Source organism: Paraburkholderia silvatlantica (assembly GCF_003096715.1).
Lineage (GTDB): Bacteria > Pseudomonadota > Gammaproteobacteria > Burkholderiales > Burkholderiaceae > Paraburkholderia > Paraburkholderia silvatlantica.
This window is the reverse complement of sequence record NZ_QEOL01000001.1, coordinates 338,426-358,310: the sequence shown is the minus strand read 5'-3', so window position 1 is coordinate 358,310 and position 19,885 is coordinate 338,426. Positions and strand designations below refer to the sequence as shown.

Genomic DNA, 19,885 nt, shown 5'->3' with positions numbered 1-19,885 from the left:
GCATATATGCCGGGCGTGCCATGTGGGCTCAGAGTTCATCCCAGATTTGAGGAAATGATGCAGCAGGTCAGGCCAGGGAGGCTAAGACTTGGGTTGCCACAAATACCCCGCTTTTTGCAGCCGGGCAAGCCAGGCTCCCCGCTTGCCGTGACTCGACATCAATTGCGCCAGACGCCGCCGGAACACGGCATTCCGCCTGGCGTGTGTATACGCTTCGGCGAGATCCTGCAACTTCTGGAATGCCTTATCGTAGGCGCTGCCCGTTGTGCGTCGCAGTTGTGCATCGATGCCTGACCACGCCGTGTCTTCCTGCTCGAGAAGTGATGTGAGGTACCGTGTGCGTTCCTCACGACGACGGGCCTCGGCCGCCTGGCGTGCTTGCTGCTCCCTTTTTTCACGGATGGCACGATGAGCGGCGACCCTTGATTCGATTTCGGATATTCGACGGCGCCTGGGCGAATGCAATTGCTTTGTATTCCTACCATTCTCCCATTTGAGAAAAGCGTTTCGAAGCGTTCGCTCCGCTTCACGGCTGCGTCCCTGTAGCAGCATGCGTAGTTTCGCCCGCATTTCCTCAACCGGCAACTCACGTAACCAGGGATCAAGGCGACTGTCTTCGCTCCCACTGGATTCTGGGGCCAATAATGACGGGCTGGCCTCTGCGGCGGCGGCGAGCCAATCCGCATCCAGCATCAGAAACTCGGCCAGTGCTACCTGTGCGGGCGTCAACGCCTGTAATCCGGCAGGCACCGGCGGTTCGATTTCGTCATCGTGTAGCTCATCATTCCCGAGGCGGGCAAGCCACCCAAGATAAAGCGGGCGAGCATCGCCGCCGAGCAGCTCGTCGCGTACAGGCAGCAGGCGCGTCATCCACCCTGCACCATCCATCTCATCCGGGAAGCGGGCGTGTTCGCCCGTGTCATCGTTGAACGACCAGTCGAGGATGCACCAGCCATCAACGTCCATGGCCTCGAATGCTTTCCCGAAACGGGAGCGCCTCTTTCGTCCAGCCTTGACGTAATCGCGGATGGTCGCCGCGTCAAACGTCCCGCGCGGCAGGCGAAGAAGCAGGCGGCAGCTCCCCCAGTTGGAGGAGTAGACGTGGGCATCGAAATATTGCTGGACCCACTCGAGCGGGTCGCCCTTGAGGTTTCCCCAGTGATATTCGTTGACGAAGCTTGAGGCGGTGATCGTGGCCCGCGTGGAGAAACTGCGCAACTCTGCCTGCTGGGCCGCCGTAAGCAGCCGGTCGACGCATGCAAACTCGTAGTATTGGTATTCGCTCATGCCAGATTCCCGTAGCGAAGCGCATGGAAGAGAAGAAGGTGAACGTGCTGGCGCGCAACCCGGCAGAGCCATGAGACTCCGGGCCGACGCGAAAACCAGAATGCTTCGTGACCAGCGCCGGAAGGCGTGCGCGTTGCCATTGTGATGTCCTTTCGGCACGCGATGAGGCGCTTTCAGCCCGCCGCGTCCGCGCCGCCCAGCCGCATCCGGTAGTCCACCAGGAGCTGCTGCTGTGCTTCGAGCTGCGCGGCCAGCTTCGTGAGGTCCGCGCGAAGCGAGTCGCAAGCCTCGCGCACCTGGAGCAGCTCGGCTGCCCGCGCGTCGGCTGCCGCCTGCGCTGCGTCGCGCTCGGCCTCGGCGCGCGACCGATCGGTGAGCGCACGATTGAGGGCGGATTGCAGCGCCTCGCCATGTGCCTGCTGATCGCGTGCGAGCCGGGTCGTGGCCGTCACTTCTGCGACGAGCCGCGCGTTGTCCCGGTTCAGCTGCGTGATCTCGTTCTGCCGGACGATGGCCGTCTGGTTCGCCTGGCGTAGCTCAGCCTGCACCTGCTGGACCTGCTGCTCATGTCGGCGCGCTTCCTGTTCGCGCTGCTCGCGCGCGGCCGTACGGAAGTGCTCAAGGGAATCGCGCGCATGCACGAGCTTGGCCTCAAGCGACAGGCGGAAGCCCTCCTGCTCGGCAAGGCGCTCGGTCTGGTCGCGTACCTGCTGGGTGAGCCGCTCGACGTCCAGGTCGCGCTGATGCAGCGCCACGCGAGTGCCGGCGTGCGCCTCCTGCTCCGCGGAAAGGGCGGCGGTCGCGCCAGCGAGCTGCTCCCGCACCGTGGCCAGCTCAGCGCCGAGCCTTGCGATTTCGGACTGCGCCTGCTGGCGCTGCGCGGCCGCAGCGGCGGCCTGCTGGTCGACGAGGGCTTGTGCTTCTTCATGCAGGCGGGCCGCGAGCCGGGCCACCAGATCCTGGATCGCGTCCGAGAGCGACCCGGCGCGTGTGAGTGACGCGCCCTCATCTTCCTCCAGTTCCTTCAGGTACCGGTGGATCGTGGTTTTCGAGCCCGTGTTGCCAAGCGCGATACGTATCGCGTCGATCGATGTGTGCTGCCCCTGCGCGAGCAACGCGTCGCGGGCGCGCTTAACGTCGTTGCGCGTAAGACCGGTGCGGGCCATCTGCTTCCTCGCTCGAATATCGTACTGTATTACGTACCATGTATATACGTATTGTCGTGCATGGTCAATGACGGCGTGATGCGGGCATTGCTGGTCTGCGATAAAGGAGGATTATCCAGTGTGATGGCCCGAATCCGGCTTGTTCCGCCGCACAACCGGTACGAAATATGGAAATTGACGATCTCGGGGGGATTGCTGGTCAAATTGGGATGTCGCAACCCGGAGCGTGGACCACAAGCGTTTGATGTGTATAATTCAATTGTTTTATACACATTTACGAGGCGCGCCATGCGTACCAATATCGAGATCGACGACCGGTTGATGGCCGAAGCGCTTGCCGTAACGGGCATCCGGACCAAACGTGAAGCGGTCGAGCTTGGCCTGAAAACGATCATCCGGCTCAAGCAGCAGGAGCAGATTCGCCAGTTCCGCGGCAAATTACCGTGGGAAGGCGATCTGGATGCCATGAGGCGCGACCAGTGATACTCGTCGATTCAAGCGTGTGGATCGACTACTTCCGGGGGCTGGCTTCACCCCAAGCCAGCCGACTGGATGCCCTGCTGGGCCGGGAGGTGCTGGTCACCGGCGACCTGATCGTCGCCGAGGTGCTACAGGGATTTGCCGCCGAGTCGGCGTTCAATACTGCCCGGCAGCTGATGACGACGCGATTCGATGTCGTCTCGCTGGTGGGGCCGGATAACGCCATTCAGGCGGCCCGGAATTACCGCATCTTGCGAGCGCAGGGCGTAACGATCCGCAAAACCATCGATACGCTGATCGCGACGTGGTGCATTGAAAACGGTGCGCCGCTGCTCTTCAGCGACCGGGATTTCGATCCGTTCGTCGAGCACCTAGGTCTTCAGTCTGCAATGCGCGACGACTAACGTGCCGGTGACAGCAAACAGCAAGAAACGATACGGAATACGAATTCACCACCGGTTTCAGGCCAACTGGGGCTGGATATCTTCTCCGGGCGTGCGGACCTGATAGCCCATTGCCCGGTAGCCGCGCTGGCGTTTCTCCCACATGCGCTGCAGCACCGGATGGCCGCCATCCACATAATCGATCACCCGTACGCCGGTCTTGCCCGCATGCTCGCGGTGCAGCCGGCCGGCGTACTGCTGCAGCGTGCCCCTCCACGCAACCGGCATGGCCAGCACCAGCGTGTCCAGCGCCGGATGGTCGAAGCCTTCACCTACGAGCCTGCCAGTCGCCAGCACCACGCGGGGCGTGTCACCGGCCAGCGCGTCAAGGGCAGCCAACTGGGTGGCGCGCGCTTTTCTGCCGAGCCGTCCGTGCAGCACGAACAGCGACTGCACTGTGTCCTGCAGCAGATGCTGCAGGCTTTCGAGATGGTCCGTCCGCTCGGTGAGTACCAGCACGTTCCGCCCCTGCCCGTACTGTTCACGTACAGCCGTCGCGATCATCTGCGTGCGCGGAGTGTCCTGCGCGAGCTGGGCGAACACCGCCTGGATTGGCGCGTCGGCCGCAACGTCCACTGCGGAGGTGAGCCTTTGCGGGAACACCTCGAGCACCTGCGGCGCGCTGGCCGGGGATTTCGCTGCATGCCGGATCGGTCCGCACAGCATGAACATGACGGGCTGCTGGCTGTCGCGCCGCACCGGAGTCGCGGTCAGACCCAGCACATAGCGCGCATGAACGGCCTTGAGCACCGCCTCGAAGGAATCCGCGGAGACGTGGTGACATTCATCGACGATGACCTGGCCGTAACGCCGCAACAGCTCTCCGCGGGCACCATCGGGTGCCACGGATTGCAGCATCGCGACATCGATCCGGCCCGTCGCCTTCGACTTGCCGCCGCCGATCGTGCCGATCTCGCGCACGTCGAGTGCGAGAAACGACTGCAGGCGCTCGCGCCACTGGTCAAGCAGTTCCCGGCGGTGCACGAGCACGAGCGTGTTGACGCCGCGCTGGGCGATCATCGCGGCCGCCGTCACGGTCTTGCCGAACGCCGTCGGCGCATGCAGGATGCCGGTGTCGTGTCGCAGCAGGTCGGTAACGGCCGCCTGCTGGTCATCGCGCAACGTGCCGGCAAATGGAACTGGAAGCGGGTCGCCGGTGCACCGCTCGTCGCGGATGTCGCAGGCGATGCCGTTATCGCGCAGCAGCGTCATGACGTCGTCAAGGCATCCGCGCGGCAATGCAATGTGGCGCGGACAGTTCTCGGCGCGACCAATGATGCGTGGCTTGTCCCATACGCTGAAGCCCCGCGCCTGGGCCCGGTAGAACTCCGGATTCTGGAAGGCGGCCAGCCGGATGAGCCGGTTGAGCAGTGCCTGCGGAAGCTGCGCCTTTTCAAGATAGAGCTGGTTCGCGAGCGTCAGGGTGAGCGACGCCGGCATCGTTCCGGCCAGCCGCTTCGGCTGCGCGGGTGGCGGCTTCCACGGTTCGGCCTGGTCCTCCTCGGCGATGAACGCAACGTCGAGCGGGTGCGCACCGCCCGTGGCGCGAAAGATCACCCCCTCGATGTCGCGGCTGTCCATGGTTTGCACGGACGCGAGATACGACCACTGGTCAGCGTACGGCTGAAAGCCGTCATCGACAAACACGCTCCAGCCATGCTCGCGTGGCTGCTTCTGAAGCGGCAGGGCAATGAGGTTACCGAAGCCGCCTTTGGGCAGCACATCCTGGTTCGGGAAGAGCCGGTCGTAGGACGTCAGTTCGAGCTGACGGGTCCGGGTACAGGTGTGGCTGATGATGGCAGAGCCCATCCGTCGCGCGTCACGTGCAGCAACGGCCGACGAGAAGAAGATCCACGCGTGCGCGCCATTGCCTGAACGCGAGATTTCGAGCGATACGGGCACGTCCATCTCGAGGCAGGATTGCCGGAACGCCTGCGCATCTTCACGCCAGCCTTCCTCGTCGAAGTCGACAGCGAGCAGGTAGCAGGTGCCGTCCGGCATCAGTGGATAGAGGCCCACCGTGCGATCGCCGGCCAGGTGCGTATAGACGACCTGGTCGTCCAGCGTCAGCAGTACACGATGCCCGCAGTCGGCGCACCGGATGCGGGGCTTTTCGCAGATCCCGGCGCGCCATTCGTTGGCGCACGCCGGCGCGTAGCCGGATTTTCCGGAGTTGCGGCTTTCCCAGCGTAGCGGATAGACATCCGTGCGACCGCGAAACAGCCGCCGGAAGAGCTGTACCTTCTGCTCGGGCGAAAGTACGGGGGCGCGCGTGTTTCGCACTGCTGGCGATGGTGCGTTCCGGGCCACCCGCACGGGCTTTGCCTGCGCCTGCAGCGTTGCCGGCAGCAAGGCGGTGAGCCGCGCGATTTCGGCCTGCAGGCGGGTGAGCTCCGCGAACAGCTCCTCGCGGGTGAAATTTTCCCAGTCTGCCTGTAGCGGCTTGCCGTCGTTCATCGCTTCACCGGCCGAAATCCTGGCTCCCGTCGAGCACGCCGGCTGGCGCACACGTTCGTTGTTGCATATCATCGTCTCCGATACCGATCACCTGATTTTACCCACGAGCCATGTCTGCCATCGATCGCTACGTCGAAGCCGCGACGCGTGAAAACACCCGGCGCAGTTACCAGTCGGCGCTTCGGCATTTCGAGGTTGAAGGGGGCGGCTTTCTGCCCGCGAGCGCTGACATGGTTGCGCGGTACCTTGCCGATCACGCAGAAACCCTTTCGGTCAATACCCTGCGCTCGCGGCTTGCAGCCCTCGCGCAATGGCATCAGACGCAGGGTTTTCCGGATCCGACGAAGGCCCCACATGTGCGCAAGGTTCTCAGAGGTATCGTCGCGCTGCATCCCGCAACCGAGAAGCGGGCGAAGCCCATGCAGCTCGCGCAGCTCGAAAAGCTCACGGCCTGGCTCGATGAGCAGATCGCCAGGGAAGCCGACGGGCGCGAGCGCCTCGCGTGCCTTCGCAACCGTGCCCTGATGCTGCTGGGTTTCTGGCGCGGCTTTCGCTCGGATGAACTCAGCCGACTGAGAATCGAGCACGTAGCCGTTGAGGCGGGCCGCGGCATGACGTTGTACCTGCCGCGCACGAAAGGCGACCGCGCGCAGCTGGGCACGACCTTCAAGGCCCCGGCACTTTCACGCCTGTGTCCGGTGGCGGCTTACGAAGCGTGGATTGCGGCGTCCGGCCTGACGGAAGGGCCCGTGTTCCGGAGCATCGACCGCTGGGGAAACGTCAGCGACGAGGGGCTGCATGCGAGCAGTTTCGTGCCGCTGTTGCGTGCGCTTTTCCACGCAGCAGGCCTGGCCGCGCCGGACAGCTACAGCAGCCATTCGCTACGGCGGGGCTTCGCAACGTGGGCCAACTCGAACGGCTGGGATCTGAAGATGCTGATGCAGTACGTTGGCTGGAAAGACGTGCGTTCCGCGATGCGCTACATCGATGCCGCCGATCCGTTCGCGCAACACCGCATCGAATCGGCACTCGCAACACCAGGTACGACCGTGCAGGAGCTACCCGTCATCGCATTGCCTGCGCCATAACCGCTGGATCGAGGCGTTACTCCACATCCCGTGACGGATACGTACCGGGGGAGATTCGCTGCAAGCTCAATCTTGATCCGGACCAGCCAGATCTTCATGGCGGAGCGCTTCGAGCGGGCGCAGCACATCGCGGATCGATAAAAGTCTGGCGACGTAGTGATCGATCTGGTCAAGCACGTCTTCGATCTGCCCGACAATCGACACGTCCCGGGTTGTCGCCGCGAAGTTCGCGCCGTTGACGAGTGCATGCTCCCACGCTGGAGATCTTCGCCGACCTGTTCCTGGATCTCATTCTTGAGCCAAGGGTCCTCGGGTTTTTCGTTGTCGGACACGCCCCGCTCCCGGTGTTGCCTGACCGTCTGTTTGCCACGTGACGCCCCTTGTCCGTGAGATCTCCAAAGCCAGCACGAAAGTGATCGGACACGCGATTCTGCACCGGTCACACCCGACGCTCGAACATCCGGATCAACGTTACAGCACCCAACCCGCGCGTCAGAAGGCTTTACATCGGACATCTGAATTACATATCAGAAATGGTTTGTTTGTCCCAAATCAAACCCTGATTAGACTGCCACCCATCTTGTCATTACAAGCCGAACCGACCATGTCACGGAGCAACCTGGTGCCGCTGTCGCCGCAGCCGCTCTATGTCCAGATCAAGGACACATTGCGTGCGCGCATCCTCGACGGCACGTACGCGCCGCACAGCCAGATGCCATCCGAGCACGAATTGTGTGCGATGTTCGAGGTCAGCCGCATCACCGTGCGCCAGGCATTGGGCGACCTGCAAAAGGAAGGTCTGCTATTCAAGGTGCACGGCAAGGGCACGTTCGTATCGAAACCCAAGGCGTTCCAGAACGTGACCTCACTGCAGGGCTTCTCGGAGGCGATGTCGTCGATGGGCTACGAGATCGTCAACCAGTTGCGCAGCTTCAGGATCGTGAAAGCGGATCGTCATATCGCGTCACGGCTCAATCTGCCGGAAGGCGCGCCGGTTGCGGAAATCCATCGCGTGCGGATGCTCAATCGCGAACCGGTGTCGCTGGAACTCACCTGGGTACCCGAAGCGATCGGCAAGCGGCTCGCGAACGCGGACCTCGTCACGCGCGACATCTTCCTGATTCTCGAAAACGACTGCGGCGTGCCGCTCGGCCATGCCGATGTTTCGATCGGCGCGATTCTCGCCGACGACGACATCGTCGACGCACTGCATGTCGAGGACGGCAGCCCCGTGCTGCGGATCGAGCGCCTGACGCACGACGCGTCCGGCGCGCCGATCGATTACGAATACCTGTACTTTCGCGGTGATGCGTTCCAGTACCGGCTGCGCATCGACCGCCAGAAATCCCGAAGGAAAGCACGATGAAAACCGAGGTGCTCGAATACGACGTCGTCGTGGTCGGCGGCGGCACGGCCGGCCCGATGGCCGCGATCAAGGCGAAGGAGCGCGACCCTGCGCTCAAGGTACTGCTGCTCGAAAAAGCGAATGTGAAGCGCAGCGGCGCGATTTCGATGGGCATGGACGGGCTGAACAACGCGATCATTCCGGGTCACGCGACGCCGGAACAGTACACGCGCGAGATCACGATCGCGAACGACGGCATCGTCGATCAGGAAGCCGTGCATGCCTACGCGACACACAGCTTCACGACCATCGAGCAACTCGACCGCTGGGGCGTCAAGTTCGAAAAGGACGGCAATGGCGATTACGCGGTCAGGAAAGTCCATCACATGGGCGCCTACGTGCTGCCAATGCCGGAGGGACACGACGTGAAGAAGATCCTGTACCGCCAGCTCAAGCGCGCCCGGATCGAAATCACGAACCGCATCGTCGCCACGCGCGTACTGACGGATGCGCAAGGCCGCGCGTGCGGCATCCTCGGCTTCGACTGCCGCACGGCTGAATTCTACGTGGTGCGAGCGAAGGCGGTGATTCTGTGCTGCGGCGCGGCCGGCCGGCTCGGCCTGCCGGCGTCCGGCTATCTGATGGGCACCTACGAGAACCCGACCAACGCCGGCGACGGCTACGCGATGGCGTACCACGCGGGCGCTGCGCTCGCAAACCTCGAATGCTTCCAGATCAACCCGCTGATCAAGGACTATAACGGCCCAGCATGCGCGTACGTGACCGGCCCGCTCGGCGGCTTCACCGCGAACGGCAAGGGCGAGCGCTTCATCGAGTGCGACTACTGGAGTGGCCAGATGATGTGGGAGTTCTACCAGGAACTCCAGAGCGGCAACGGCCCGGTGTTCCTGAAGCTCGACCATCTCGCGGAAGAAACGATCCAGACCATCGAGCAGATCCTGCACACGAACGAGCGACCGAGCCGCGGGCGCTTTCACGCCGGACGCGGCACCGACTACCGGCGGCAGATGGTCGAGATGCACATCTCGGAGATCGGCTTCTGCAGCGGGCACAGTGCATCGGGTGTCTACGTCAACGCGCGTGCCGAGACCACCGTGCCGGGCCTGTATGCGGCCGGCGACATGGCCGCCGTCCCGCACAACTACATGCTCGGCGCGTTCACCTACGGCTGGTTCGCAGGCCACAACGCGGCCGAATACGTCGCGGGCCGCGATCATGCGCCGGTGGACGACGCGCAGGTCGCTGCCGAACGCGCGCGGATCTACGCGCCGCTCGAACGCGACAGCGGCCTCGCGCCTGCGCAGGTCGAATACAAGCTGCGCCGCATGGTCAACGACTATCTGCAACCGCCGAAGGTGACGCGCAAGATGGAAATCGGCCTGCAACGCTTCGATGAAATCGCCGACGACATCGACACAATCAAGGCGAACAACCCGCACGAGCTGATGCGCGCGGCCGAAGTCCGCGCGATCCGCGACTGCGCGGAAATGGCCGCGCGCGCGTCGCTGTTTCGTACCGAAAGCCGCTGGGGCCTGTACCACCACCGCGTCGACTATCCGCAGCGCAACGACGCCGAGTGGTTCTGCCACACGCATCTGCGCAAGGATGGATCGGGCCGGATGACGAGCGAGAAGCGCCCGGTCGCGCCATACATCGTGCCGCTCGCCGAGTACGAACGCGGCGCGTACGACCAGTTGCGCATCCGCGAAAACGCGGCGCTCGCGACCGCGAATTGAGGAATCCAGTCATGTCCTATACGCCCCACGAAATCTTCCAGCGCAGCAGCGCGCCCGTGACGATCGATGAAGAGCGCTGCATCGCCGACAAGGGCTGTACCGTCTGCGTCGATGTCTGTCCGCTCGATCTGCTCGCGATCGACCTCACGAAGGGCAAGGCCTACATGCAGTTCGACGAATGCTGGTACTGCATGCCCTGCGAACGCGATTGCCCGACCGGCGCAGTGAAGGTCGACATTCCCTATTTGCTGCGCTAACGGCTGTTACCCACGCACCGTTCCACACCTACGCACGCGAGACCATGAAAACACGACAACGGATTGTTCGCCTCATCGCCGCGCCGCTGCTGTTCGCGGCGGCCGTGACCGCGCACGCAGAAACCCTTCGCGTGGCGATCGGCACGCAGGACACCACAATCAACTGCGCGACCGGCGGCCTGCTGATTCGCGAACTGCATCTGCTCGACAAGTACCTGCCGCATACCGGCAAGTACGCGAACGTCACATATGACGTGCAGTGGAAAGACTTCACGTCAGGTGCGCCGCTCACGAACGAGATGGTGGCCGGCAAGCTCGACTTCGGCGCGATGGCGGACTTTCCCGGCGCGCTGAACGGAGCCGCATTCCAGAAGGCTGGTAGAAAGAGCCTTTTCATCACCGTGCTCGAAGGCAGCATCGACGGCAGCGGCAACGGCATCGTCGTGCCCGTCAATTCTCCGGTACATTCGATCGCGGACCTGAAGGGCAAGACGATCTCGGTTCCGTTCGCCTCCACCGCGCATGGCATGCTGCTGCGAGCGATCAAGGCGCAGGGCTGGAACCCGGACACCGACGTGAATATCATCACGCAGGCGCCGGAAGTGGCCGGCAGCGCGCTGAAGGCCGGCAAGATCGACGCGCACGCTGACTTCGTGCCGTTCGCCGACCTCTTCCCGTATCGTGGCATCGCGCGCAAGATCTACGACGGCGCGCAAAGCCATGCGCCGACCTTCCACGGCGCGCTGGTCGACGCCGCGTACGCACAGAAGTATCCGGAAGTCGTCGTCGCGTATCTGCGCGCGGCCATCGAAGCGAACCGCCTGATCGCGCAGGACCCCGAGAAGTACAGCCTGCTGATCGAGAAGGTGACGGGCATCGAGGCGCCGGTCGACTATCTGTATCACGGCCCGCTCGGCCTGCAGACGCGCGATCTCACCTGGAAGCCGGAATACCGGCAGGCCGTCGCGACCGCAATCGATACGCTGAAGCTGCTCAAGAAGACGGACGTGAATCTCGATGCGAACACGTTCGTCGACGATCGCTACATCCGCGAGGCGTTCAAGGAGTCGGGGCTCGATTACGACGCCGCGCTGAAGAACTACGCAAGACAGCCGCTCGTCGCGAACGACGCGCTGACCGGCAAGCCGATTCGCGACTTCAACGACGTCGCGCAGATCTGGTTGCCGAATGAAGCGCACGTGCGCAACTACGCGAACGTCGGGGAGGCGTTCGCTACGCTCGCGAAGCTCGCGCCGTCTGCCCGCAAGCCCCGCGCGGTGTATGTGCAGGACCACGACAGCGGGCTGAAGCTGTTCGCGTCGGACGCGTGGTATGTGCGTGACGCGCACGGCAACATCACCGCGTTTCTTCAGAAAGCCGGTGCCGACGCATATGCGCAGCGCACATCCGGGGCCGTCGTCGACTATGCGGCGGCGGTGAAGACGACGGCCGCATCGCAGGCCGTCGCGGCGCGCTGATTTCGCACCTGTTGCCGGCATTGATCATCCCCCGCTTCGAGGAGTCCGCATGTCTGCCACACTCGACCTCACCGCACGCCAGCGCTCCGCGGCGACGGAACCCGCGCCGGCGGCGCCGGCCGGCCGCCGCTCGCCAACGTTCCGGCGAGCCTTGCGCATCGCGTCGATCGCGTTGTTCATCGCCGCCTGGCAACTGGCCGTGCACTACCGCCTGTCGCTCGGCGTCGTCACGTTCGCGAACATGCCGTCGCCGGCCAATACGATTCCCGCGCTATGGGACCTGCTGCACTCGCCGAAACTGCCGATGCATCTGGCCGCGAGCCTCACGCGCGTGCTGGTCGGCTTCTGCGCGGCGGCCGTCGTCGGTGTCGGGCTCGGCCTCGCGATCGGCCGCTACCGCGCGCTCGAGGACATCCTGTTGCCGCCGCTCGAAATGTTGCGCCCGATTCCGGCCGTCGCGTGGATTCCGCTCGCGATCCTGATGTTTCCGTCGTCCGAGTTGAGCATGATGTTCATCACGTTCATCGGCGCGCTGTTTCCGATCCTGCTGAACACGATCCACGGCGTCGAGGCGGTCGATCCGCGGCTCGTCGCGACCGCGCGCGGGCTCGGCACCGGCACGCTGTCGCTTTATACGGAGGTCGTGCTGCCCGGCGCCGCGCCGTCGATCTTCACCGGCCTGTCGATCGGCATGGGCACCGCGTGGTTCTGCCTCGTCACCGCGGAAATGATCGCGGGCCAGTACGGCATCGGCTACTTCACGTGGGAATCCTATACGTTGCAGAACTACGCGGACATCGTCGTCGGCATGGCGCTGATCGGCGTGCTGGGGATGGGCAGCAGCCTGCTCGTCAAGCGTGTCGGCAACGCGCTCACACCGTGGTACCGGCTGCGCGGAGCACGTCAATGAGCACCCCGGCCGTCGCCACTACCGTTGCCGCCGCGCCGCTCGCGTCCCACGGGCCGGGCCGCATCGACATCCGCTCGCTCACAGTCGAGGTCGGGCCGCCGCACGCGCACTTCGCTGCGCTCGACAGGCTCGACATCGACATCGCGCCCGGCGAATTCGTCTGCGTGCTTGGGCCCTCAGGCTGCGGGAAATCGACGCTGCTCGGCGCGATCGCCGGCCATGTTGCGGCGACGCACGGCGAAATCGTGGTCGACGGACTCGCCGTCGACCGGCCGCACCCGGAGCGTGGGATCGTGTTCCAGCAGCACACGCTGTTTCCGTGGAAGCGCGTGATCGATAACGTCGCGTTCGGTCTCAAGATGAAGGGCATCGGCGCGGGCGAGCGCCGGCGGCAAGCCGCCGATCTCCTCGCGCTCGTCGGACTGGCCGGCTTCGAATCGCACTACCCGGCGCAGCTGTCGGGCGGCATGCAGCAGCGCGTGGAAATCGCGCGCGTGCTGATCAACCGTCCACGCATCCTGTTGATGGACGAGCCGTTCGGTGCGCTCGACGCGCAGACGCGCCGCATGATGCAGACGCTGCTGCTCGACATCTGGACGAAGATTCACACGACCGTCGTATTTGTCACGCACGACATCGACGAGGCACTGTTTCTCGGCGACCGCATCCTGATGCTGTCGCAGCGGCCGGCGCGGCTCGTCGCCGATATCGCGGTGCCGCTCGCGCGCCCGCGTACCGACGACAGCACGACGGAAGCGGCGTTCGTCGACATCAAGCGCCGCTGCCTCGCGCTGCTGCGCGACGCAGGCTAACGCCCACCTCCCCCAGACATTCTCCGCTACCCATGACCGTTTCCCCGTTGCCCCTCGCGAACGCGCAGAACCTGCCCGCCGAAGCCGCCGCGCTGCTCGCGCGCCTCGCCGACGCCGATCCCGCTGTGCGCCGCATCGCGTTATTCGAACTCGCGGATCTGGAAGACCCCGCGCTGCTGCCGGCATTCGTTGCGGCGCTGCGCGAGGACCCCGCACCCGACGTGCGGCGCGAGGCCGCCGCGGTGCTGGCCGCGTGGGAAGACGACGACGTCGTCGAGGCGCTCTGCGCCGCGTTGCTCGACGCCGACGACGACGTGCGCGCGGCGGCTGCGCAGAGCCTGTCGGAACTGAAGGAGCCGTCGTCGGGGCATGTGCTGCACCGCTGGGCCGCGCGGCCTGAGCCGTTCGTGCGCCGCTCGGTGCTGCGGGGCCTGCGCGAACTGCGCTTCGCGCAGGCGTTCGAGCCAGCGCTGCATGCGCTGCCCGACGCAAGCGCCGACGTCCGGATCGAAGCCGTCGCGGTGCTCGGCTGGTTGAAGGACGCGCGCGCGCTCGCCCCGCTTGCCGCGCTTGCGGCTGGAGACGCGCATGCGGACGTGCGGCGCGCGGCGGTCGGCGCGCTCGGCTTCGCGTTACCGTCTGATCCGACGATCGTCGATGCGCTGCTCGCGGCATTACGCGACGACGCGTGGCAGGTTCGCGAAGAGGCGGCGACCACGCTGGGCAAGCTGCGCGCGACGTCGGCAAGCGAACCGCTGATCGCTGCGCTCGATGACGCGTACTGGCAAGTGAGGCTCCGTGCGGTTCGCGCGCTCGGACAACTGCGCGATGCACAGGCGGCGTCCGCGGTCGCGGCGCTGCTCTCGCACACGATCAGCAATCTGCGCAAGGAGGCCGCGCTCGCACTCGGCGAACTGGGCTCGCGTGACGCGCTGCCCGCGCTGCAAGCCGCACTGGAAGACCGCGATCCGGATGTGCGCAAGGCGATACGCATCGCGATCGGCCAGATCGAAGGCGCCACGCAATGAGAACGCCGGACGAGATCCGTCTCGACGCCCCGGCCCGCGTGCTCACGCTGCACTGGCCGGACGGCGAGACCCAGCGCATCGCGTATGCGCAACTGCGCGCCGCGTGCCTCTGCGCGGGGTGCCGGCGTATCCGGCTCGCCGGCAGCACGGCCGCAGCAGTCGTCTCCCCGCACGTGACACTGAGCGGCATCGAGCCGATGGGTTACGGCGTGCAACTCCTGTTCAGCGACGGCCACGCGCGCGGCATCTACCCATGGTCGTTGCTTCATGCGCTGGGCCGCGACGAACCGGCCGGCGAAGCCGTGCCGCCCGCACGCTCGCCTGCCCGTCTGCCCGAGGCCAGCCGATGAGCGCGAACACCGGCCACCTGGAAGTCGCACATCTGTCGATCGCCTTCGAAGGCCGTCGCACCTCGCCGTGGCGGCGACCTGCGGCGGCGGTGCAGGCACTTGATGATGTGAGTCTCGAAGTTGCTCCCGGCGAGTTCGTCGCGGTGATCGGCCCGTCCGGTTGCGGCAAGTATTCGTATCTCAAGTATCCGAACGAATCACTCGCTCTGATCGCTGACGGCCCGCTAATATTATGCATATCTAATTAACTAAATTGAACAACCAATTTTTAATGGCACGGCCAACGATCGCCCTATTACTGTCGGCAAGGCTATGCGAGCTCCCGGAATTCGAGCCCGATTTCGCAGCGATCGGCGAGTTGACAAATGTCCGCAAAGCCCGATCGAGGCGCGGCGTGGTACTCAACGCCCTGGCTGGCCCACGCCATTGAGTTTTCGTACGCCTACGCGCGCCTGCGATAGATTGACGTAAAGATGGTACGCTGCATAATGAGAGACTTTGGCCTGCGTGAACCGACGCGTCGCGTCTCAATCAAGAATTTCGATCCCGTTTTCAGCGCACCATTGCCTCATTGCCTTTTCGACAGAGTCGGCTTCAAACGCATACCAGCGTTCCAGAGCACCTTCGTGCTCGAGTAAATCCTTGAAGCGGGCGTATGCCCCTCGCCGCTGGAAGAACCGTTCAACCTGGCCAAAACGTGCAGGTAGTTGCTGTGCGGCAAAGCGCAAGGCGAGACTGCTTCCGAGATCAAGTTCGCTCTTGTGCGGTATCGCGAGGTAGCGATCCGAGTCTTCCAGGTCCTCGGGAATCTCCTCCTCCGCGATCGTGTCGATGGCATCTGAAATCCAGTAGATTTTTCCCGTATCGAGCGAGATATACGCCTGGTGTTCCATCGGCGCTGCGTAGCTGACGAAGTCGAAGGCCGAGGAAACATCATCGAATTTGACAGCGACCATGACGTTGACCTCATCGGGATGCTTTTGCGTTCTGTGGCGATCGTGGTGTCGCCGACGAGCGGGGGGGCGACTTTTGCGTGGCGATTGAACGGGGCGCCTTTGGCGCGTCCGCGCGCAGCTTGCCAGCAGGTTTTGCGGCAACGACGGCTTTGACCACCGCTTTGGGCGCTGTCGTTTTGCCTTTCGAGGTCGACTTCGCGCTCGCTGAACGGGTCGCCTTTGGTGCGTCCGCACGCGCCTTGCCAGCAGGTTTTGCGGCAACAACGGCTTTGACCACCGCTTTGGGCGCTGTCGTTTTGCCTTTCGAGGTCGATTTCGCACTTGCCAAAACCGGTTGCGCTAGGGTCGATGGCGTGGAAACCCGGCTCCTTCGCGCAGCGGATTGTTTGCCTGCCCGTTTTCGTGCAACAGGTGGCGCGCTGAGCGGTTCGCTGCCGGTGTCGATCTCGATACCGAATACGTCGCCCAGGGCAGCGGTGTCGAGGATCTTGCCCGGCGCTGGCGCGGCTCCCGCTGCAGACAGGCCGGCACCCGTGCTGTCAACGAGATCGGCGGCGTCCACACCCCGGAGCGTGAAGAGCAACCCGGGCTGCTGGTCGAGCCGGGCACCGGCACCATACAGCACGGCGGCGACATGCTTGCACATCGACGCCCAGTCCGGGCAGCTGCAACCAAACCGGATATCCTTCGGTGACGGAAAGAGCCCCGTGCCCGGCTTGCAGATCCGTTCCAGTACGGCGCCCGACAGCTTGCCCTGCAGCAGCTCGACCATGGAATCGATCGATGATGCGCAGTCGGCGCTCAGCGCACGCCAGTGTGGATCGGGACACACCACGACATCGATTTGGACCGTATACAGGCTCGATCCCATGACCTGGGCATGTATTTTTCCCGCCGTGATCTGCAGATCGATTACCGAACCGTTACGCACATAGGTGCGCCCGCGCGGCAGGCGATTGCCGTAGTCGCTGTAGCGCTCCAGATTATCGCACCACGCCTTGCCCCAAAAGGTTTTCGCGATGGCGCCGCGATACGGGGCGATCGGCGACAGCGTCCGGCCGGCCTTCATTGCTTTCGCAACCTGCTGTTCGGCTTTTCTCCGGCGCTCAGCCACCGGTACATAAGGTTTCCATCCACCGTAGTAACCCATTACATTCCCTTTGAGTGGTCAGGTTTCCTGCGCACGATGTATATCGAGCCTGACGAGATCGAGCAACTCCCGATCGCTCATTTCGGTCAGCAGCAGCTCCGCTCCGCCTTCGAGCACATCCTTCACCAGCTGCTGCTTTGCTTCAATCAGCTGGTCAATCCGGTCCTCGACCGTGCCCCGGCAAACAAATTTGTGTACCAGCACGTTCCTGCGCTGGCCAATGCGAAAGGCCCGGTCCGTTGCCTGATTCTCGACCGCGGGATTCCACCAGCGATCGAAGTGGATCACGTGAGAGGCGGAAGTGAGATTCAGCCCCGCTCCGCCCGCCTTGAGCGAGAGCACAAAAAACGGTACCGATTCATCGTCCTGGAACTGCCTGACCAGTTCGCGCCGTTTGCCTACGGGCGTTCCCCCATGGAGAACCAGGCCTTCGCGGCCGAAAAGCGATCCGAGGTACGCGGCAAGCGGCTCAATGGTTTCGCGGAATTGCGTGAACACGAGGACCTTTTCCTGCTTCGCTGCGATCACGTCGACCAGTTCCTTCAGGCGGGCAAATTTGCCGCTGGCTTCCGGCCTCCACGCCGCGTCGCCCAGCCACTGGGACGGATGGTTGCAGATCTGCTTGAAGCGCATCAGATAGCTCAATACGATCCCCTTGCGTTCAATACCCTCGGTCCCATCGAGCGCCGCCGCCAGGTCTTTGACCGCGCGCTCGTACAAGGCGGCCTGGAGGGGGCTCAGGTGGCACCACGCCTTGAGTTCGGTTTTTTCCGGGAGATCCGCGATGACACGCCTGTCTGTTTTCAGGCGGCGCAGGATGTAGGGCCGCACAAGGGTGCGAAGCGGGCCGAAATGTTCGATTTTCGCCAGACGCCGGGTGAGACCGGCAAACTCCTTCGCCGAGCCCAACAGGCCTGGATGCGTGAAATCGAATATCGACCACAGATCCGACAGGCGATTTTCCACCGGGGTGCCCGTCAGGGCGATACGTGAGCCGGCCTGGAGCCTTTTGACCTGTTTCGTTTGCCGGGCGCCAGGATTCTTGATCGCCTGGGCCTCGTCGACAATCGCGATGCGCCACTGGATCGCTTCCAGAACGGGCTGACGCAGCAGCGACCCGAAACTGGTAATGACAAGGTCCGTCTGCATGAGCCGCGTGCTGTCGAGCGCCCGCAGCTCGGGCGCAGGCATCATCGACGGGTGAGCAACGAGCACGCGCAGGCCCGGCGCGAAACGTTCCGCTTCCGCGGCCCAGTTTGCCAGCAGGGATGCGGGCGCGACCAGCAGGCTCGGGCGCGGACCGGCCGGGTCGCGCTTGAGGATCAACAGCAGCGAGAGGACCTGCATCGTCTTTCCAAGGCCCATGTCGTCGGCAAGACACGCTCCCAGCCCGAGCTGGCTGAGCAGGTACAGCCACCGCACACCCGCACGCTGGTATGGCCGAAGCTGCGCTCGCAGTTCGGGGCCCGGATCGACCTGCGCCAGCCCTTCCGGCTGGCGCAACTGCCGCAGCGTCTCTGCGAGCCAGTCCCCTGCCACGACCTGTGTCCAGTCGCGCTCGTCAGAGCCGTCCGCTTCGTCGCCGGATACGCCTGCCAGCAGACGCAAGGCGTCGTTCAACGGCAGCCCCGCTTGCGCGTCCTTCTCCAGACCCTCAAAGCGCTGGAGCAGCCGGCCGAGCTTTTTCGTGTCCACCTCGATCCAGCGCCCGCGAATCCACTGCAGACCGTCGGCTCCCTTGAGCAGATGCCGGATCTCGGCGGGACTTAACGGTTCGCCATCGAGCGACACCTCCATCCTGAAGTCGAGCAGCGCCTGCCTGCCAAGGAGCGACGGAGGCTGCGTCCCGACGCTCGCCCTGACCGCCGGTCGCGCAGGGCGGCCCATCGACCAGGTCGCCGGTAGTCGAACCATGATGCCGGCCGATTCCAGCGCCGGCACATCGGAGAGAAGGCGCCAGGCATCGGCTGGCATCCAGCGCAACGGGTGGTAGATCTCGCGCGACTCGAGCATCGCGCGCACCCAGTCGCAACGTTCAGCGGCACGCTGAACCGGCATCAGGAGGGAGAGTAGCTGCGCCTTCTTGCGTGCCCCGGAAAATTCCTCGAGCGCCCGCGAAAGCGGTTGGTGCTGCGTCTTGCCATGGGCCGACAGGCGCGCCGCATAGGTTGCCAAAAACGCGAAAGGCGCTTCGGGGTCCTTGCGGTTTTCCGCAAGATTGAAGTGCACACGGCCCACAAGATTCCAGGCAGGGTGGCGCGACCTGAGAAAGGCCTGAAGCGACTCCCCCGTGCCTGCCAGTTCGTCCCGCAAGGCGCCATCGATCTCGCCCCACAGTGCCGCCAGGACATCCGCCGTGAGATATTCGCCGCCCGTCATGGGTGGCGCGTCGTCGATCAGTCGGTCGAGGTCCGCCATGTCTGGATGGGCGACCGCGACTTCCCCGACTTCTGGCGTGGTGCAGACGGACGTGACATAGCGGGCACCCAGGTCGCGCCACCATGCCCATGCGGGCGGCAATGCACGCCCGATGGTCGCGCTTCCCAGATAGAGCAGCCCATGACCGGCGCCGCGCCTGAAGGCAGCGCCCAGTGCCACGTCATCGGGCAGTGCAGGCGCATCGGCGTCCGGCGCGGCAAGCAGGTGGCCTGCCGGGGTGATTTTGGGCGCGAGACGGTCGGTATCAGTCAAGGACATGGACAGTTGAGGGGAAAGTCCCGGGTTCGAATGCCGGCGGAAGACAGCCTCGCCTGCAGATCATGTATCCCGCGCCGCGGGGAACATTGCTTGTCCTCGTCATGGGACAGATTTTCCGCAGCATGTTGCAGGGCATCGCCGCGCGACGCTTGCGTCTGCGCGGCGCGAAGTTTGTCCCCTGGTTGGGCCGTCCGGATTCTGGCCCAGGGCGCAAGCGCGTGCCA

Annotated in this window: 19 protein-coding genes; 12 read left to right on the top strand and 7 right to left on the bottom strand. The window is 64.3% G+C overall.

Annotation, left to right across the window (positions count from 1 at the left end; all coding sequences use genetic code 11):
* Nucleotides 1-81: 81 nt before the first annotated feature.
* Nucleotides 82-1,287, bottom strand: coding sequence for a hypothetical protein (locus C7411_RS01690; RefSeq protein ID WP_110382826.1), 1,206 nt, complete (start codon nt 1,285-1,287; stop codon nt 82-84).
* A gap of 173 nt (nt 1,288-1,460) precedes the next feature.
* Nucleotides 1,461-2,453 (bottom strand): DNA-binding protein, encoded by a 993-nt coding sequence (locus tag C7411_RS01685; RefSeq protein ID WP_110382825.1) that lies wholly within the window; start codon nt 2,451-2,453, stop codon nt 1,461-1,463.
* Nucleotides 2,454-2,513: 60 nt separating this feature from the next.
* Between C7411_RS01685 and C7411_RS37990 the strand changes: the two genes are divergently transcribed.
* Entirely contained in the window at nt 2,514-2,936 is a 423-nt protein-coding gene (locus C7411_RS37990; RefSeq protein ID WP_243413007.1) for a type II toxin-antitoxin system VapB family antitoxin, read from the top strand.
* The gene (gene vapC / locus C7411_RS01675; RefSeq protein WP_309147566.1) at nt 2,897-3,337 is read left to right on the top strand and encodes a type II toxin-antitoxin system VapC family toxin; all 441 of its coding nucleotides are present in this window, start codon (nt 2,897-2,899) and stop codon (nt 3,335-3,337) included. Before C7411_RS37990 ends, vapC begins: the two co-directional genes overlap by 40 nt.
* 57 nt (nt 3,338-3,394) lie before the next feature.
* Here the strand turns inward: vapC and C7411_RS01670 are convergent, their stop codons facing one another.
* Nucleotides 3,395-5,833, bottom strand: coding sequence for a TOTE conflict system archaeo-eukaryotic primase domain-containing protein (locus C7411_RS01670; protein WP_110382823.1), 2,439 nt, complete (start codon nt 5,831-5,833; stop codon nt 3,395-3,397).
* A 110-nt stretch (nt 5,834-5,943) separates the two neighbouring features.
* On the opposite strand from C7411_RS01670, the gene C7411_RS01665 reads away from it, so the two are divergent.
* Nucleotides 5,944-6,921, top strand: coding sequence for a site-specific integrase (locus C7411_RS01665; protein WP_243413006.1), 978 nt, complete (start codon nt 5,944-5,946; stop codon nt 6,919-6,921).
* 66 nt (nt 6,922-6,987) lie between these two features.
* Here C7411_RS01665 and C7411_RS01660 read toward each other — a convergent pair whose 3' ends face one another.
* A complete protein-coding gene (locus tag C7411_RS01660) occupies nt 6,988-7,125 on the bottom strand; it encodes a hypothetical protein (protein WP_243413005.1) in 138 nt (45 codons plus the stop codon).
* A 400-nt stretch (nt 7,126-7,525) separates the two neighbouring features.
* Between C7411_RS01660 and C7411_RS01655 the strand changes: the two genes are divergently transcribed.
* Genes C7411_RS01655 through C7411_RS38820 form a run of 9 tightly spaced genes read left to right on the top strand, consistent with a single transcriptional unit; the run spans nt 7,526 to nt 15,106 of the window.
* Complete coding sequence (locus C7411_RS01655) at nt 7,526-8,287, top strand: GntR family transcriptional regulator (protein ID WP_110382822.1); 762 nt, start codon at nt 7,526-7,528, stop codon at nt 8,285-8,287.
* Nucleotides 8,284-10,023 (top strand): fumarate reductase/succinate dehydrogenase flavoprotein subunit, encoded by a 1,740-nt coding sequence (locus C7411_RS01650; protein ID WP_110382821.1) that lies wholly within the window; start codon nt 8,284-8,286, stop codon nt 10,021-10,023. The genes C7411_RS01655 and C7411_RS01650 overlap by 4 nt, the downstream gene beginning before the upstream one ends.
* An 11-nt stretch (nt 10,024-10,034) precedes the next feature.
* Entirely contained in the window at nt 10,035-10,280 is a 246-nt protein-coding gene (locus C7411_RS01645; RefSeq protein WP_110382820.1) for a 4Fe-4S dicluster domain-containing protein, read from the top strand.
* Nucleotides 10,281-10,324: 44 nt separating this feature from the next.
* Nucleotides 10,325-11,758 (top strand): ABC transporter substrate-binding protein, encoded by a 1,434-nt coding sequence (locus C7411_RS01640; protein ID WP_110382819.1) that lies wholly within the window; start codon nt 10,325-10,327, stop codon nt 11,756-11,758.
* A 49-nt stretch (nt 11,759-11,807) separates the two neighbouring features.
* Nucleotides 11,808-12,668 carry an ABC transporter permease gene (locus tag C7411_RS01635; protein WP_110382818.1) on the top strand — a complete coding sequence of 287 codons (861 nt, stop codon included), beginning with the start codon at nt 11,808-11,810 and terminating at the stop codon, nt 12,666-12,668.
* Entirely contained in the window at nt 12,665-13,480 is an 816-nt protein-coding gene (locus tag C7411_RS01630; protein WP_110382817.1) for an ABC transporter ATP-binding protein, read from the top strand. The genes C7411_RS01635 and C7411_RS01630 overlap by 4 nt, the downstream gene beginning before the upstream one ends.
* Nucleotides 13,481-13,512: 32 nt before the next feature.
* Nucleotides 13,513-14,508 carry a HEAT repeat domain-containing protein gene (locus C7411_RS01625; protein WP_110382816.1) on the top strand — a complete coding sequence of 332 codons (996 nt, stop codon included), beginning with the start codon at nt 13,513-13,515 and terminating at the stop codon, nt 14,506-14,508.
* Nucleotides 14,505-14,858 (top strand): gamma-butyrobetaine hydroxylase-like domain-containing protein, encoded by a 354-nt coding sequence (locus tag C7411_RS01620; protein ID WP_110382815.1) that lies wholly within the window; start codon nt 14,505-14,507, stop codon nt 14,856-14,858. The genes C7411_RS01625 and C7411_RS01620 overlap by 4 nt, the downstream gene beginning before the upstream one ends.
* A complete protein-coding gene (locus C7411_RS38820; protein ID WP_110382814.1) occupies nt 14,855-15,106 on the top strand; it encodes an ATP-binding cassette domain-containing protein in 252 nt (83 codons plus the stop codon). Before C7411_RS01620 ends, C7411_RS38820 begins: the two co-directional genes overlap by 4 nt.
* A gap of 279 nt (nt 15,107-15,385) precedes the next feature.
* Here C7411_RS38820 and C7411_RS01610 read toward each other — a convergent pair whose 3' ends face one another.
* From C7411_RS01610 to C7411_RS01600, 3 genes are read right to left on the bottom strand one after another with little or no spacing between them, the layout of a single operon-like run.
* The gene (locus tag C7411_RS01610; RefSeq protein ID WP_110382813.1) at nt 15,386-15,814 is read right to left on the bottom strand and encodes a UPF0158 family protein; all 429 of its coding nucleotides are present in this window, start codon (nt 15,812-15,814) and stop codon (nt 15,386-15,388) included.
* A gap of 10 nt (nt 15,815-15,824) precedes the next feature.
* Nucleotides 15,825-16,964 (bottom strand): SWIM zinc finger family protein, encoded by a 1,140-nt coding sequence (locus C7411_RS37980; RefSeq protein WP_243413004.1) that lies wholly within the window; start codon nt 16,962-16,964, stop codon nt 15,825-15,827.
* An 18-nt stretch (nt 16,965-16,982) separates the two neighbouring features.
* The gene (locus C7411_RS01600) at nt 16,983-19,661 is read right to left on the bottom strand and encodes a DEAD/DEAH box helicase (protein ID WP_110382812.1); all 2,679 of its coding nucleotides are present in this window, start codon (nt 19,659-19,661) and stop codon (nt 16,983-16,985) included.
* Between the last annotated feature and the right edge of the window lie 224 nt (nt 19,662-19,885).